15 protein-coding genes are annotated in these 16,365 nt (G+C 49.6%); 10 read left to right on the top strand and 5 right to left on the bottom strand.

Features of this window, described 5'->3' with window-relative positions; translation table 11 throughout:
• Nucleotides 1-224 precede the first annotated feature (224 nt).
• From KI362_RS22005 to KI362_RS21995, 3 genes are all read right to left on the bottom strand, one after another.
• Nucleotides 225-644 (bottom strand): VOC family protein, encoded by a 420-nt coding sequence (locus KI362_RS22005; protein WP_044478520.1) that lies wholly within the window; start codon nt 642-644, stop codon nt 225-227.
• A gap of 76 nt (nt 645-720) precedes the next feature.
• Nucleotides 721-1,638 carry a helix-turn-helix transcriptional regulator gene (locus tag KI362_RS22000; RefSeq protein WP_301630540.1) on the bottom strand — a complete coding sequence of 306 codons (918 nt, stop codon included), beginning with the start codon at nt 1,636-1,638 and terminating at the stop codon, nt 721-723.
• Nucleotides 1,639-1,687: 49 nt separating this feature from the next.
• Entirely contained in the window at nt 1,688-1,867 is a 180-nt protein-coding gene (locus KI362_RS21995) for a hypothetical protein (protein WP_301630538.1), read from the bottom strand.
• A 176-nt stretch (nt 1,868-2,043) separates the two neighbouring features.
• Between KI362_RS21995 and KI362_RS21990 the strand changes: the two genes are divergently transcribed.
• The 3 genes from KI362_RS21990 to KI362_RS21980 all read left to right on the top strand — a co-directional run bounded on the left by KI362_RS21990 (nt 2,044) and on the right by KI362_RS21980 (nt 5,595).
• Nucleotides 2,044-2,802: a MerR family transcriptional regulator gene (locus tag KI362_RS21990; RefSeq protein WP_301630536.1), complete on the top strand. Its 759-nt coding sequence runs from the start codon at nt 2,044-2,046 to the stop codon at nt 2,800-2,802.
• 140 nt (nt 2,803-2,942) lie between these two features.
• Nucleotides 2,943-4,352: a protoporphyrinogen oxidase gene (gene hemG, locus KI362_RS21985; protein WP_301630534.1), complete on the top strand. Its 1,410-nt coding sequence runs from the start codon at nt 2,943-2,945 to the stop codon at nt 4,350-4,352.
• Nucleotides 4,353-4,827: 475 nt separating this feature from the next.
• Nucleotides 4,828-5,595, top strand: coding sequence for a GNAT family N-acetyltransferase (locus tag KI362_RS21980; protein WP_301630532.1), 768 nt, complete (start codon nt 4,828-4,830; stop codon nt 5,593-5,595).
• A 117-nt stretch (nt 5,596-5,712) separates the two neighbouring features.
• Here the strand turns inward: KI362_RS21980 and KI362_RS21975 are convergent, their stop codons facing one another.
• Entirely contained in the window at nt 5,713-6,945 is a 1,233-nt protein-coding gene (locus KI362_RS21975) for an aminopeptidase (RefSeq protein WP_301630530.1), read from the bottom strand.
• 344 nt (nt 6,946-7,289) lie between these two features.
• Here KI362_RS21975 and KI362_RS21970 point away from each other — a divergent pair, with 344 nt between their 5' ends.
• The 5 genes from KI362_RS21970 (at nt 7,290) to proS (ending at nt 13,505) form a co-directional block, all read left to right on the top strand.
• The gene (locus KI362_RS21970; protein ID WP_301630528.1) at nt 7,290-7,559 is read left to right on the top strand and encodes a hypothetical protein; all 270 of its coding nucleotides are present in this window, start codon (nt 7,290-7,292) and stop codon (nt 7,557-7,559) included.
• 38 nt (nt 7,560-7,597) lie between these two features.
• A complete protein-coding gene (locus KI362_RS21965; RefSeq protein ID WP_044478529.1) occupies nt 7,598-8,032 on the top strand; it encodes a VOC family protein in 435 nt (144 codons plus the stop codon).
• A 217-nt stretch (nt 8,033-8,249) separates the two neighbouring features.
• Nucleotides 8,250-10,091 carry an assimilatory sulfite reductase (NADPH) flavoprotein subunit gene (locus KI362_RS21960; RefSeq protein WP_301630526.1) on the top strand — a complete coding sequence of 614 codons (1,842 nt, stop codon included), beginning with the start codon at nt 8,250-8,252 and terminating at the stop codon, nt 10,089-10,091.
• 46 nt (nt 10,092-10,137) lie between these two features.
• Entirely contained in the window at nt 10,138-11,856 is a 1,719-nt protein-coding gene (gene cysI / locus KI362_RS21955) for an assimilatory sulfite reductase (NADPH) hemoprotein subunit (protein WP_301630524.1), read from the top strand.
• Nucleotides 11,857-12,239: 383 nt separating this feature from the next.
• Complete coding sequence (gene proS, locus KI362_RS21950) at nt 12,240-13,505, top strand: proline--tRNA ligase (protein ID WP_301630522.1); 1,266 nt, start codon at nt 12,240-12,242, stop codon at nt 13,503-13,505.
• A 111-nt stretch (nt 13,506-13,616) separates the two neighbouring features.
• On the opposite strand, the gene KI362_RS21945 is transcribed toward proS, so the two are convergent.
• Nucleotides 13,617-14,489, bottom strand: a complete 873-nt coding sequence (locus tag KI362_RS21945) for a YitT family protein (RefSeq protein WP_374705700.1) — start codon at nt 14,487-14,489, stop codon at nt 13,617-13,619.
• A gap of 122 nt (nt 14,490-14,611) precedes the next feature.
• Between KI362_RS21945 and KI362_RS21940 the strand changes: the two genes are divergently transcribed.
• Nucleotides 14,612-15,301: a response regulator transcription factor gene (locus KI362_RS21940; RefSeq protein ID WP_301630519.1), complete on the top strand. Its 690-nt coding sequence runs from the start codon at nt 14,612-14,614 to the stop codon at nt 15,299-15,301.
• Nucleotides 15,298-16,305 carry a sensor histidine kinase gene (locus KI362_RS21935; protein WP_301630517.1) on the top strand — a complete coding sequence of 336 codons (1,008 nt, stop codon included), beginning with the start codon at nt 15,298-15,300 and terminating at the stop codon, nt 16,303-16,305. Before KI362_RS21940 ends, KI362_RS21935 begins: the two co-directional genes overlap by 4 nt.
• Nucleotides 16,306-16,365: the final 60 nt, after the last annotated feature.

The following is a 16,365-nucleotide window of genomic DNA, read 5'->3' as shown; positions in this document are numbered from 1 at the left end:
GTTTCGATTACTTTTGTCTGTCAATTTCTATAACAACAATCTTACTGGCTTTATTAACAAAATTCAGTCCCAAGTTGACCGGATTTACTTTTAAGAATAGTAAGACGTTTTGGTTAATGATTATGATAGGAGTGGCACTGTTACTGTTCCTGCTCCTGCTCATGCTCTTCTTTCTAGGAAACGAGCAAAATTAGCTATCCCTATGTCCATGGAATTGGGGCCATTCAGTCTTCCTCAACGATCATTTCCGGATTGTAGGCGACTTCCCAATAGTAGCCGTCCGGGTCGGAGAAATAAGCATGATATCCGCCCCAAAAAACATCCTGCGGCTCCTTCTCGATGACAGCTCCGGACTCTCTTGCTAATGCAATAATCTGATGAACTTCCTCTTTGCTGTTCACATTGTAGGCCAGCGTTATCCCTGAAAATCCGGGGCGGATCGGCGGAGGATTGTCTGCATTAATATCCTTAGCCAGCAAATCAACCGGAAACAACTCCAATTTGATCCCCTGGTCGGTGTCAAAAAAGATGACCGGAGGGTCGTACCGGGTTTCTTTCGTCTGAAAGCCTAATCCATCCTTATAAAAGCGAATGGCCCGTTCCATATTTTCAACACCTAAACAAATGATCGTTATCCTGTTCATTAAATTACCTCCTTAAGCTGCAGCTTGGATTAATAAGTTTAGTATGGTACAAGGAACACGACAACAGTATGTCAGGTTACTCGTATTGCTTTAAAATGTTTTTTGCTTGCGCATAGATGGCTGCTCCTAATTCAGAAGGACTTATCACTTTTACTTTATCTCCAAAACTCAAAATCCATTGTGTTGCATAGTCCGGATTGGTAAAGGACTTTTGAAACAACAATTTACCGGATTCGGTTGCTGTAAAGCATTCCGGTCCATATTCCTCGATCAACCGATATTTGGCAGTGTCTTCAAACAAAGCAACTAAGGTTATCTCTTCGGTCCGAAAATATCGTTCGAGGTCCAATTTTCCCTCGGGAAGTCTTCGGGGCTCATATCGAGTTGCCGTGCGCGCTAATTGACATATACGATTTAATTTGAATAGACGATAATCCTGCCGAGAAAGACAGTATCCGTAAACATACCAGGCAGCCCATTTGAAGACGATGAAATAGGGTTCAATTCGGCGTTTCGATTCGCCCTTATTCGAATGATAAAGGAATGAAATGACCTCCTGATGGAGGACCGCCTGCTTGATTTGCTCTATTTTATCCGTAATCCCTTCCTGATCCCATGCTGCCAGATCAATTAAAATCACGTCTTGCTCAGCCCGAAGGGTATTTTTATCCGTGGAGAATTTTTCAATTATGGTTTGCCTATAGGAGGTCTTGGAAATGCTGTCGATGCTCTTGATTCCGGCTAATACGACCTGCAATTCATTTGTTGTAAGGATGGTTTTATCCAGCTTATAACCCTTTGCAACAGAAATTCCTCCGTCGTATCCTTGCATGGATACGATAGGGATGCCTGCTTTGCACAGATCATCGATATCGCGCTGAATCGTTCGGCTTGATACTTCAAACCTTTCTGCTAATTGTGGAATCGTTACTTTGTCTTTTTGTAGTAATATGGTAATAATTCCGATGAGACGGTCTATTTTCACAAAGCTCACCTCTAGGCGATAATAACATTAGAGATACGACATTTTTTTGTTTGGGTCCCTAATTCAATTCTCTTTTAATTAGTGTTGTTGAGATATGGAGCGCCTTGATCCTGCGTGTTAGCAGAGTGTGCTGGGGTGTGCCTTCTTTCAGCTTCGGCAGGGCTTTCTCACATTTACTTATCGTCGATTCAAGCGCCCGTAACGCTTCTTTTAATTCTTCGCTCGTAAAGTTGTCCACGGTATGGTCCTCCTGGATTTCCATCAAATTTGGCAGCAATCGTATAATAAATTATCTCCTTAGGGTATCACGCTGTCCATATGTAATTCTGAAGCATGAATATACTTTTTTTGAAAATAGGTATTGACCTTTACGTTACGTTAAGGTGTACTCTGGGTTTGTCAGGAGGGAAGCATATGGAATACACGATTCAAAAGCTCGGCAGGCTCGCGGGAGTCAGCACGAGAACGTTAAGGTACTATGACGAGATCGGCCTTCTCAAGCCGGCGAGAACGAACTCGTCCGGGTATCGCATCTATGGTCAGAACGAGGTGGATCTGCTGCAGCAGATTTTGTTCTACCGGGAGCTTGACGTTCCATTGGAGCATATTCGCGAGATCATGCATAATCCGGCATTCAACGGAGAAGATGCGCTGCGTGAGCATCGTGGCAAACTCCTGGACAGAAGAAGACAACTCGATGCGCTGATTGCGAGCATTGATCAGACGCTTGATGCGCGGGAAGGGAGAACGACGATGACGGATCAGGATAAATTTGCAGGCTTCAAGCAGAAGCTGCTGGAGGAAAACGAACAGAATTATGGTGCCGAGATTCGGGAAAAATATGGGGAAGAAGCCGTGCAGCAGTCAAATGCCAAGTTTCGCAGCCTGAGTGAAGCGCAGTACAATGATATGCAGCAGACGGAAAAGGAATTGTTTGCAGCATTGAAGGAAGCGATGAAAAGCGGAGACCCGGCAGGAGAAGCGGCACAGCGTGCGGCTGACCTTCACAAGCACTGGCTCAGCTTTACTTGGCCTCAATACTCCAAGGAGGCTCATGCAGGCCTTGCCCGGATGTATGTAGACGATGAGCGCTTCAAAGCCTACTACGATTCGCACTACGAAGGAGCGGCATTGATGCTTAGGGATGCAATATTGTATTATACAGCTAAGTAAAGGGATACGGGCCTCAAGGCTGTCTTCAGATCAACGGTCTGAAGGCAGCTTTTTTGCTTGCATTGTTCGTCCGGGTTGATTAAGGTATCATGAAGATTAGGCAAGAAAGGTGAACAATTCTCTGATTGAGGTGGAAACGATTGAAGACGGTTGTCATTGTTGGCGGGGGAATTACCGGCCTGTCAGCGGCATATTATTTAGAGCGGGAGTTATCTGAAGCACAGGGGCAGCTTCGAATCGTGGTCGTTGAGGCGAAGGAGAAGCTGGGCGGGAAAATACATACGATTCATGAATCGGGCTTTATTATGGAGGCTGGGGCGGACTCTATCGTTACGCGCAAGCAGAATACGGTTCCATTGCTTGAAGAGCTGGGCTTGGCTGAGGAAGTTGTCTATAATGCTACAGGAAAATCATACATTTACACGGAAGGACAGCTTAAGCTGATTCCGGAAGAGGCGGTATTCGGCATCCCGATCGGACTTGAATCCTTGGCAAAGAGCGAATTGGTATCGGCAGAGGGGAAGGTGGAGGCGCTCAGGGACATCTACACACCGAACGAAAGCTATACCGCAGAAGACTCGGTGGGAGTATTCCTGGAAGCTTTTCTTGGGGAAGAACTGGTTCGCAAGCAAATTGCTCCGGTGTTGTCAGGCGTATATTCCGGCTCCTTGAAGGATTTGACGCTGGCTTCCACGATGCCTTATTTGCTGGATTATAAAAATGAATATGGCAGTATTATGTTGGGGCTTGAGGCAAATCGGCACGTCTTTAAGGGGAACGGAAATAAGAAGTTTTTCTCCTTTAACGGCGGGCTTGGCCGTTTGGTTGACCGGTTCGAAGAGAAGCTGAAGAATGTTGAATTCATCAAGGGAGTTCCGGTGAACGGCATTCAAAAATCCTCGGATTCTTCTCCAAGCTACCAGGTACAATTGGGGGACGGGTCTATTTTGCCAGCGGATTATATTGTGCTCAGCGCACCGCATCAGGCTGCAATGTCCATGCTGAATAGTGATGATCTGAACCGGGATTTCTCCAGGCTTCGCGGCAGCTCGATGCTCAGTGTGTACCTCGGGTTTGACCTGGATGACGATGCGCTGCCTGTGGACGGAACAGGATTTATTGTCTCAGGCTCAGAGGATGTCCGCTGCAATGCATGTACATGGACAAGCCGAAAATGGCCGCATACGTCAGCGGAAGGCAAGCTTCTTACCAGGCTCTTTTACAAGAGCACCAGTCCCGGATTTGAAGAGCTGGCGAACATGACGGAGGATCAGCTGCTGGACCTGGCACTTTCCGATGTGGCACGCAGCTTGGGGATTCAGGCAAAGCCGGTATCCTGCGTTATCTATAAATGGCTGGATGCGATGCCGAATTATCATTTGCAGCATCCGGAGCTGGTGCGTTCCTTGGAAGAAAGAATGAAACAGCTTTATCCTGGAGTTCTGTTGGCGGGCTGCTCGTACTATGGTGTCGGTATCCCTGATTGCATTGCTAATGGTGAGGCTACAGCCAAGCGAATTGCTCAAGACATTAAAGAGCCGCAGTCTTAATTTTCGGGTGGCATGGCACGAAGTCACGATTTGTTCATTTATTAGGGCCAAGCGCGGTGATTTATTTTCTGTGAGACGGGTATATTATAAGTAAGTGGGAAGTGGTAATGATCATACAGCACAACGGGATGATGCTTCAAGCTCATCCGGAAAGGCAGTTGATTCACCATGAAACCTCGTGAAAGAAGAAAGAGACGGAAGCTGTTGCTTGGTCTCTTGTCTGGTAAAGTTCCCTAGCAATTGGAAAGTTGCTTAACCATATTTAATATCGCTTCCCACCCCGGAAGGCTTGCGCGAAACGGAATCGCGCGAGTCTTCTTTTTTTACCGCACTCACCCATCCAAAGTAATTCGTGCTCTCTTCCTGAGGAATGATGTTATGTATGCAAATTAGGTGAAGATTGAACTTATGCTCCCGCCTGTTATTATATGTATATGTCATACATCGAAAAGATCTAAGTAGGAGGCACTTATACGTGACGAATCAAGATATATTGAAAGTCGCTATGCGGCAATCGGCCTTGGATTTGAATTGTCATGAACGTGATTTTTGCCAACAAGAAAATAAGGTCGTTACTTCAGCAGCTGACCCGAATGCGAGAAAATACTTGACGCTGCCCTTTTATTGCAATTTAGTTTCTTACGGCCATAACATTGTTGCGTCTGTGGATGAGGAGATCGCCGCTGTCGTACAGGACTACATAAATAAGTATCCTATAGAGCACTGTTTTGAGACACCGAACCTGCATGTTCTGGATGAGGAGCTGCGCAAAAGAAATCGGCGTATTTGCTTTATGGCGGAATATTTTCTTCCCGATCTGAAGCTTCTTCGTGCGCTAGATTGCAGCTATGAGCTGAAGCTGTTGACACCGGAGAGCTTCGGCGGGCTGTACACAAGCGAATGGGGCAATGCCCTATGTGAAAAACGTAAGCATCTGGACGTACTCGCTATCGGAGCTTATGAGGAGGGAGAGCTCATCGGATTGGCTGGCTGCTCGGCAGATTGCGACACCATGTGGCAGATTGGGGTGGATGTTCTACCGACATATCGGAAACAAGGGATTGCTTCTGCATTGACTAGCCGTCTGGCTGTGGAGGTCCTCCAGCGGGGGAAAGTGCCGTTTTATTGTGCAGCATGGTCCAACATCAAATCGGTGCGCAACGCAATTACCAGCGGATTCAAACCGGCATGGGTGGAGATGACTGCGAAGGAAGCGGAGTTTGTGGAGGGGATGAACGCTTAGAGAATATCGGGAGAAAAAGAAAATGCTGCTAATGAAGTACATTTCACACGTTACCCCAAGCGTGGAGCAATCCGTTCAATATAACTTAGCGGCATTTTCTATTAACTTACAGTGACATCAGACCCAGTTCCCCTGACGGAATACAGGTTCGATCGAGCCGTCTTCAAGCTCGCCGTCGATGTCCAGCTCCGCGGAGCCCACCATGAAATCGACATGGGTCAGGCTGACGTTGGCGCCGCGCGACAGCAGTTCTTCTTTGCTGAGGGCAGCGCCGCCTTCGATGTTCACAGGATAGGCACTGCCAAGTGCGAAGTGACAGGAGGCGTTCTCGTCTATACCGGTATTGTAGAATATCCGGTTCATCCGTGAGATCGGTGAATCATGGGGAACCAAAGCAATCTCGCCGAGGTAGCTGGCACCTTCATCGGTTTCAAGCAGGGATGCCAGATGCTCTTCACCGGAAGATGCTTCATAAGATACCACCTTGCCGTCCTTGAAGGTAAGACGAATGCCTTCAACTAGGCGGCCGTTCAGGTTCAGCGGCATGGTACTGGTGACCGTACCGTTTACAGCCGTCCGCAGCGGCATGGAATAGATTTCCTCTGTCGGCATATTCGCTACGAAATAAACGCCGGCTTCATTATAATCGCCGCCGCCGAGCCACAGATGCCCCTCCGGCAAGCCGACCTTCAAGTCGGTTCCAGGAGCGCGGTAGTGCAGGCTTTTGTATCGCTTAGCATTCATGGCGTTTTGGCGTTCTTTAAGATGAGCAATGTGATCCTGCCATGCAGCCACAGCATCCTCGCCGTCCGTTACCCGGTTCATCTGGAACACAGCATCCCACATCGCTTGCACCCGCTCTTCTTCCGGCAGGTCGGCGAATACTTTATCCGCCCAGGCCCGAGTTGGCGCCTTGATCAGGGACCAAGTGATCCGGTTGTTGCGGGTATACTGCTGAAAGCCTTGACGCGCAATGGCTGCGGCCTTGACAGCCCGGGAAACCTTGCTGCCGTCAATGCCCTTAAGCAGCATTGGATCGGGCACTTTAATATGTAACAGGGCTCCGCCTTCTTCGGCAAAGCGCTCCAGCATGTCGGCATGCCATTTCGGATAATAGTCGAACGAATCGTCCGCAGCCTTTTCATAACGGATACGGGTTATCGCTTCACCGTCCCAATCTACCTGTACATACTTCGCACCGGCTTCATAAGCCTTGGCTACGACCAGTCGTGTGAACTCGGCTGTCTCTAACGGCGCCTGAACGATCAAGGACTGTCCGGGCTGAATATGCACCCCGACCTTGACGACCAGATCGGCGTAGCTGTTAAGTAGTGTGCTGAAATCTGACATAAGCTGTTTCTCCTTCTCTGACTGCTTTATAAGTTGAACTATAAGATGCTGCTTGGCAGGGCATAAGAGTGAAGTGTTCTGACAGAAGAGCTAACGTTCGCCTTTGAGAGCGGATTTCTACCTTATAATGGCTTAGTACAGTCAGAGAAATCTGCGAACAACGGCGATCATAAGAACACTTCACACGTTGCCCCTAGAAGTGTAGTCATTAGTTCAACTTATAAAGCTATAAATTATTGTTCTATTATAGTCCCGGCATGAGAATGGTGCAAAGCGGGAATAATTTTGAGCTTATTGTCTCAGATTAGTACATGTATCGTTCAGTCAGACAGGAGGCAGATCATATGGAAAACCCATTTTCCAGCTTGCAATCTCAAAATCCCATCTCACTTGCCCAACAATCCGTTGAGAACGTGCACCGGGCGGTGAAGCAGGCTCAATCTCATCCCAGTGAGGAGACCGTGCAGAATGCGCGAAATGCGCTTGAGAAAGCGGAGCGTTCAATCGCCCAGGCAGAAGGCCGGATGAACCAGGAGCCCATTGACCGGGCCAAAGAAAGCCTGGAGACAGACCGCGGATTTCTGACGGAAGTGGAAAATCAATTAAATAACTAGTATGATAGCCATGAACAAAATTAGAGGAGTTGACAATCATGGCAATAGAACTGGCACCTTACTTAACAATGGATGGGAATGCGAGAGAAGCAATTACATTTTACCAGCAGGCGCTTGGCGCTGAGATTTTGTTTCTGCAGACCTTTGGAGAAATGCCTGATAATCCGGACTTTCCGTTGCCGGTAGAAATGAAGGATAAAATATCCCATGCCGCATTGAATGTGGATGGTGCGGAAATGATGTTCTCGGATGCTTTTCCTGGGAATCCTCCCAAATTGGGCGGTATGCTGTCTGTCTGCCTGACTACGGATGAGGAGTCAAAGGCAAAGCGCATCTTTGATGCCTTGGCAGAGGGTGGGCAGATCGAGATGCCTTTCCAGAAGACCTTTTTCAGTCCGGGATATGGCATGGTGACGGACAAGTTCGGCATCATGTTCCAGATCTTCACCAAAGGGGCAAGTGAATATAAGTAAGTAAGAACCGGGGGCAGTTGATGCTTCCGGTTTTTTTATTTTTGTATAATAAACGTAATATATATTATGTTAACTATCAGTAATATTAATAGTATCTATAAAATCATTATAATTGACCAGCTTCAGGAGCTGTGCTAATTTCAAGAGAGTATAATTCTTAGTGTGTTACTAGGAATTTAATGCAGAATTCTATGTAGGCTTGGTGAGGTGGATGAGCTTGGAATTACAAGTATCGAACAGCCCTTTTAATCAGGAACAGACAGAGCTGCTGAACCGGTTGCTTCCGACATTAACGGATTCGCAGCGGGTATGGCTAAGCGGTTATTTGACAGCTCTTGCTAGTGCAGGTATTTCGGGAGGCTTAGCAAGCACAGCGGTATCAGTTCAGTCAGCCGCTCCTTCCGCAGCTGCGCCGGTTCCTGCGGCATCGAAAGAGATCACGATTCTGTACGGCTCGCAAACCGGCAACAGCAGCGGCTTGGCCAAGAAATTTGCAAAAGCGCTGGAAGCCGAGCAGTATCAAGTGACGCTATCGTCGATGGGTGATTATAAGACAGGGAATTTAAAAAAGACGAGTCAATTATTAGTAATTGTAAGTACCCATGGGGAAGGAGAACCGCCTGACAGCGCTATTTCGTTCTATGAGTTCCTGAACAGCAAGCGGGCTCCGAAGCTGGATGGACTGGGGTTCTCCGTGCTTGCGCTGGGGGATACGTCCTATGAGTTTTTCTGCCAAACCGGCAAGGACTTTGACAAACGGCTTGAGGAATTAGGCGGACACAGGCTTGTACCGAGAGCGGATTGCGACGTGGATTTCAGCGATGACGCTGGCGCATGGTTCTCGCAGGTTACAGCGGCACTTTCCGCCGGATCGGGGTCTGCGGCATTAAAGACGGAGGATCTTACAGCTCAAGTGGAAGCGGGAGAGTCGTCTTATTCACGCGATAATCCTTTCCGGGCAGAAGTGCTGGAAAACCTGAATTTGAACGGCCGCGGCTCGGCGCGGGAAACGCGGCATCTGGAAATTTCGTTGGAAGGCTCCGGCTTGGATTATGAACCAGGGGACAGCCTTGGCATTTATCCGGAAAATGACCCGCAGCTTGTGGATGCGTTAATTGCAACACTGGGTTGGAGTGGTGCGGAGGAGGTTCCGGTATCCAAATCTGGCGATTTGCTCCCCTCGCGGGAAGCCTTGCTGAAACACTTTGAGATCACGGTGTTGACTAAGCCGCTCCTTGCCCGATTGGCGGAAATCACCGGACATGAGGAACTGGTAAAGCTTATATCACCTGGTCAGGAAGAGACATTGAAAGGTTATCTAAAGGGAAGAGATCTCCTGGATCTGGTGCAGGACTATCATCTTCAGGGCATCGGTCCGGATGCGTTGACCGGCTTGCTTCGCAAGCTGCCGCCACGGCTGTATTCGATTGCCAGCAGCTCCAAGGCAACGCCGGAAGAGGTGCATGTGACGGTTAGAGCCGTGAGATATGAAGCGCATGGACGGCAGCGCAGAGGTGTAACTTCGGTGCAATTGGCAGAACGTGTGCAGCCGGGGGACACATTGCCTGTGTTCATTCAGCATAACCCGAGCTTTAAATTGCCAAAGGACCCGAATACCAAAATTATTATGATTGGTCCGGGTACAGGTGTAGCTCCTTTCAGGGCATTTTTGAGCGAGCGGGAAGAGAGCGGCGCACAAGGCGAGAGCTGGCTCTTTTACGGAGATCAGCACTTTACGACTGATTTTCTATATCAAGTGGAATGGCAGCGCTGGCTGAAGGATGGGGTGCTGACACGAATGGACGTTGCTTTCTCGAGAGATACCGAGCAGAAGGTTTATGTCCAGCACCGTATGCTGGAGCACAGCAAGGAGCTGTTCAACTGGCTTGAACAAGGAGCCGTGGTCTATGTCTGCGGTGATGAAGGAAGCATGGCGCATGATGTTCACGCCGCTCTTGCGACAATTCTGATTCAGGAAGGCGGTCTTGCGCCGGAAGCGGCGGCAGAGCGGCTGACAGAAATGCAGCGGCAGCAGCGCTATCAGCGGGATGTCTACTAGGTCGGCAGGGAAGAGAAGAACCCGTGATTGAAAGGAGAAGCTTACTATGTCCGAGAATCATTTATTATCCAAGAACAGTGCACCTCATAGTGATGTAGAAGATATAAAAATACGAAGCAATTACCTGCGAGGCAAGCTTGAAGAAGTGCTGGAGGACCGGATTACGGCATCGATCCCGGAGGATGAGAACCGGCTGATGAAGTTCCATGGCAGCTACATGCAGGATGACCGGGACTTGCGGAATGAGCGGAGCAAGCAGAAGCTGGAGCCGGCATATCAGTTCATGCTGCGTGTGCGTGCGCCAGGAGGCGTGGTTACGCCTGCGCAGTGGTTGATGATGGACCGGATTTCCAAGGCTTATGGCAACGGAACGATTCGCTTAACTACGCGGCAATCGTTTCAGCTCCATGGTGTCTTGAAGTGGAATATGAAGAAGACGATCCGGGAGGTGCATGATTCCCTGTTGACTACGCTGGCAGCGTGTGGAGATGTGAACCGGAACGTGATGTGCAACCCGAATCCGCATCAATCCGATGTTCATGCCGAGGTCTATCATTGGGCATGCCGTCTGAGCGAGCACCTTGAGCCGCAGACTAAGGCATACCATGAGATTTGGCTGGATGGAGAGAAGGTGCTGGACAGTCAGGAAGCGGAGCAGGAGCCGATTTACGGCAAGGTGTATTTGCCCCGGAAATTCAAGATTGGTCTGGCGGTTCCCCCATCCAATGATGTGGATGTATTCTCCCAGGATCTCGGTTTGATCGCCATTGTCGAGAACGGCAAGCTCGCCGGGTTTAATGTGGCTGTCGGCGGAGGCATGGGCATGACGCACGGCGACCCGCTGACCTATCCGCAGGTCGCGAAGGTGATCGGATTCTGTACGCCGGAGCAGGTGATCGAGATTGCCGAGAAAACGGTGACGATTCAGCGGGATTATGGGGATCGTTCTGTACGGAAGCACGCCCGGTTCAAATATACGATTGATGACCGCGGGGTAGAATGGTTTGTCTCCGAGCTAACCAGCCGGCTTGGCTGGGGGCTTGCAGAAGCAAGGCCTTACAGCTTTGAGGATCACGGCGACCGCTATGGCTGGGTCAAGGGTACGGGCGGCAAATGGCACTTCACGCTCTTTATCGAGAACGGACGGATTAAGGATGAACAGGATTATCAGTTAATGACGGGCCTGCAGGCAATTGCCGAGATTCATACGGGAGATTTCCGTCTGACCGCGAATCAGAATTTGATTATTGCCAATGTGACGACCGCGAAGAAAAAGAAAATCGAAGCCTTAATCGGCGAATATGGTTTGACTGACGGCTTGCGCTATTCGGCGCTTCGCCGCAATTCCATGGCCTGCGTGGCCCTGCCGACCTGCGGGCTGGCCATGGCGGAATCAGAGCGTTACTTGCCGGAGCTGCTTGGCAAGATTGAGCCGCTGTTGGCGGAGAACGGACTTTCTGAAGAGAATATCGTCATCAGAATGACGGGATGCCCGAACGGCTGTGCAAGACCGGCGCTGGCCGAGCTCTCCTTTATCGGGAAAGGCCCGGGGAAATACAATATGTATCTTGGAGGAGGCTTCGCCGGAGAACGCCTGAACAAGCTGTATAAGGAAAATATCGGCGAAGGCGAGATTCTTGACTCGCTGCGGGTGCTGCTGTCTCATTATGCCAAGGACAGAAATCCGGAGGAGCATTTCGGAGACTTTACGATCCGTGCCGGCTATATTCAGCAGGTGGCCTCAGGACAGGATTTCCACGCGTAAGCCGATATGTGCGGAAACGGGCTTGACTAATGAACCGGAATACAGTATTTTTAGCAATAATTAAATCGCTAAAATGCTATGACCAAGGTCTCGAGCTCAAAGGGTGCAGTCCAGAGAGGAAGCCGATTGCTGAAAGGCTGCCCTGCACCGGAATTTCGATCCTGCCTTGTGAGCAGTGACCGATTACCCGATATTCCGATAGGATGAGGAGTAAGCAGTCACCGGCTGGCGCCGTTAACTCCGAGAAGGATTGCTTATATTTGCTATGCAATCAAATTAGGGTGGTACCACGGCACATTCGTCCCTGACGAATGTGTCTTTTTGCGTTATAGAGGTCGTTCAAAAGTTATTAAGTCCATTATTTTATAGTAGGAGAGATGAGTATGCTTCAAAGTCGGTTGTTGCAAGGTACGTTACGGGAGGCTCCGGCCGAGGCGGAGACGGTCAGCCATCAGCTTCTGCTTCGCAGCGGATTGGTGAGGCAGGTCGCCGCAGGAATCTATACGTTTTTACCATTAGGGAGAAAGGTGCTGCGAAAGGCAGAGCAGATTGTCAGAGAAGAGATGGAGCGATCTGGCGCGCAAGAGGTACTGCTGCCGATGATGCAGCCTGCCGAATTATGGCAGCAATCCGGACGTTATGGCGTCTATGGACAGGAGCTGATTTCTCTAAGCGACCGTCATGGCCGGGAGTTTGCGCTTGGTCCTACCCACGAAGAGGTGATCACTTCCTTGGTTGCTCAGGAGGTCAGCTCCTACCGCCGGTTGCCGATAACCTTGTTCCAGATCGGAACGAAATTTCGGGATGAACGGCGTCCTAGATACGGGCTGCTCCGGGGCAGGGAATTTGTCATGAAGGATGCTTATTCCTTTGACAAGGACCTGGACGGATTGGACCGCTCTTATCAGACGATGTATGAAGCGTACCATCGGATCTTCACTCGTTGTGGGCTAAGATTTCGTGCGGTGGAAGCTGACCCGGGCGCGATTGGCGGTGAAGGAGGAACTCATGAATTTATGGCGCTGGCCGAGATCGGAGAGGACACTATTGCTGCGTGCAACTGCTGTACCTATGGAGCGAATCTGGAGCTGACCGGTATTGCCGAAGGTGACCGCTGTCCGCGTTGCTCAGAAGGAACGATGCAGTTCTTTCGCGGAATTGAGCTCGGGCATGTATTCAAGCTGGGGACTAAATACAGCGAGGCCATGGGTGCCGTTTTCCTGGATGAAAAAGGAGTCAGCAGGCCGGTCATTATGGGCTGCTACGGGATCGGCGTATCCAGGCTTCTGTCTGCAGTTATCGAGCAGCATCATGATAGCGATGGGATTATCTGGCCTTTGTCCCTGGCGCCTTACCAGGTTCATCTCATTCCCGTGTCCGTCAAGGATGAGCAGCAAATGCAGCTTGCCCGCGATTTGTATGACCGCCTGAGGCAGGCCGGAGCGGATGTATTGCTTGATGACAGAGATGAGCGGGCAGGCGTCAAATTTAAAGATAGCGATCTGCTGGGGCTGCCGGTTAGAATTACAATCGGCAAGGAGGCAGGACAGGGGATGGTTGAATTCTCGGAACGCAGCGCTTTGTCCGATAGGCGTCAGATGAACGTAGAAGAAGCCATAGCGGAAGCGATAGCAGTCTTGGAGGGTTAGCTGGGATCCTGGGTGTGGCAGAAAAGAGTGAAGATGCCCCTGCGACAACAGCGGTCGTAAGGACACCTTCACTTGCAGCCATCTCTTATGTATTCTGCAGCCTGTAGGCTCCTAATTCTTCGGTCTCGCAAATCGTCCCAATATTTCAGTCGATTGGACAACGTTCATAAAAGCCTTGGGATCCGTCTCGGTCACGGCTTGCCGTACCGCTGCCAGCTCATAGCGAGTAGTTACGGTCATCAGCGTATAGTTCCGTTCCTCACTATAGCCGCCCTCCGAATGAAGGCAGGTAATTCCGTGATGGAGCTTGCGGAGCCGGCACAGCATCTCGTCCCGTTTTTTGGTAATGATGAAGCAGGTTACCTTGATGTGGCCTACGTGAATCATATCAACAACCTTGCCTTTGACAAAGGTAGATAGCATGGAATATAACGCCAAATCCCAGCTCTTATAGAAACCGAGCAGCAGGATGACAAGACCATTCATAACAAACAGAATGTTGCCCATTGCGATATCTCTTCTGCGCGTTACAATGGAGCCGACAATGTCGAATCCGCCAGTTGATCCGCCGGCACGCAGCGCAATGCCGATACCGATGGCAGAGATGATGCCTCCGAACACGGCTGCCAGAATCGGGTCCTTGGTTAATCGAACCTGGGGAATAATAGCCATAAACCAGGTAGTGCTAACGACAGAAATCAGGCTTAGCACTATATATCTTTTGCCAACCGCTCTCCAGCCCCATATAATCAAGGGGGCATTGATCAGAAAATACAAGATGGAGATATTCCAGTCTGATACATATCCGATGATTGAAGCTACGCCTGCAACGCCACCGGATAATAACTGGTGAGGAATAAGGAAGAAATTGAGACCTGCCGCGACTAACAGGGAGGAGAGAAGAATAATTGCAATTTCTTTTGCGGGTCTTAAGCTTGATTTGATAGGTTTGCTCAAAAGTGCTGAGCCAGAATCGACTTTCATGACTGCGCCTGCTTTCCGTAGTAATAAAAATTGTTTATCGGCTTAAATTATCTTTTCTATCAGTATATCCGACAATGATAATGATCACCAATTAAATTTTTTGACCTTTGCGAGGTGGAATCATGTTTAAAATTATGCTCATTGAGGACGATACAACCTTATTCGGGGAGATCAAGACCCGCTTGTCGCAATGGTCGTATGAGGTGTATGGAGTGTCTGATTTCGGCCGGGTGCTTCAAGAGGTTCACGAGCTTGGGCCCGAGCTGATTTTGATTGACATCCAGCTTCCGCAATACGACGGCTTCCATTGGTGCAGACAAATTCGGGCTCATTCCAATGTGCCGATCATCTTTCTCTCCTCCCGCGACCATCCCATGGATATGGTCATGGCTATGCAGCTTGGGGGCGATGATTTCGTCCAAAAGCCGTTTCATTTTGAAGTATTGATCGCCAAAATCCAGGCGATTCTTCGCCGGGTGTACGACTACAGTACAGAGCGGGTCGAGCTTCGCTCATGGCAAGGCGCAACGATTGAATTCGTTAAAAACCTTGTTACCCTTCAAGACTCCAGTGTCCTGTTGACCAAGAATGAGATGCTGATTTTGAAAATTCTGATCGAGCATAAAAATACGATTGTTAGCCGGGAGGAGCTGATCCGCAGTCTTTGGGACAACGAGCATTTTGTCAGCGATAATACGCTCACCGTCAATGTGAACCGGCTGCGCAAGAAGCTGGAGCCGCTGGGGCTGGAGAAATATATCGAGACCCGGACAGGACAGGGATATATTGCCACGGAAGAGGTTGACTTATGATCAGGGATTTTATAAGAGAGAGACGAAGCTGGCTGCTGTTATTGCTGAGCATGCAGCTCATGCTGCTGCTTATAGCCTTTGTAGACTCCGCGATTCCATTTCTGCCCGTGTTGTATGCTGTCGGCCTGAATACACTTCTGTGCATTGGTTTCGTTATATTAAGATATTCGCGGGAGACCTCGTTTTATCGGGAGCTCGATGCCTGGGATCATGCTTATGACCTGACTGGTTTAAAGGAGGCTGGCAGCCCGCTGGAGCAGAGAGTACAGAGTGCGGTTACCCGCCAGAGTGAACGCTTCCGCAAGGAGACGGATGAGCATTTCTTGCTTCTGGAGCAGGAAAAGGACGATATGCTGGCCTGGATTCACGAGATGAAGACACCTCTGACCGCGATGAAGCTGATGATTGAACGGTTGCCGGAGGAAGCCTTGAGGCAGCAGATGATGTACGAGTGGCTTCGTATTCACCACCTGCTTGATCGCCAGCTGCATCAGAAGCGCATTCCCTTTATGGAGAAGGACCTGTATTTTGAGCAGCTCGATCTGGAAGCCATTCTTCACGGCGAGATCAAAGCATTGCAATCCTGGTGTATTCGTAAAGGCATTGGATTCGACCTGATGCTGGAAGAGAAGCTCGTCGTATCGGATGCCAAATGGACGGCGTTCATTCTTCGTCAGCTGTTAACGAATGCGGTTAAATACAATCGTGAAGGCTCAGACGTTGAGATTATCAGCGGCGAGGCAGAGGGGCATCTGATGCTTTCGATCAAGGATTCGGGGGAGGGAATCACGGCCAGAGATTTACCAAGAATCTTCGAAAAGGGCTTTACCTCCACGCAAAACCATCAGTCCAGCGCGGCGACAGGAATGGGACTCTATCTGGCCAAGCAGGCCGCAGACTCCTTGAGTATTCAACTGAAGGCAGCTTCTGTGCCTGGAGCCGGCTCGACATTTACCCTTATTTTCCCCCGGGAAAATGAGCTGCAGCATCTTACCGGCATGTGACAGGAATGTCACATGCCGGTTTGCTTTTGTTCGTTGATTCGCAGGAAGGCAGCTTCTCAG

Source organism: Paenibacillus apis (genome assembly GCF_018333295.1).
Lineage (GTDB): Bacteria > Bacillota > Bacilli > Paenibacillales > Paenibacillaceae > Fontibacillus > Fontibacillus antibioticophila.
This window is presented reverse-complemented; position numbering and strand designations above follow the sequence as displayed.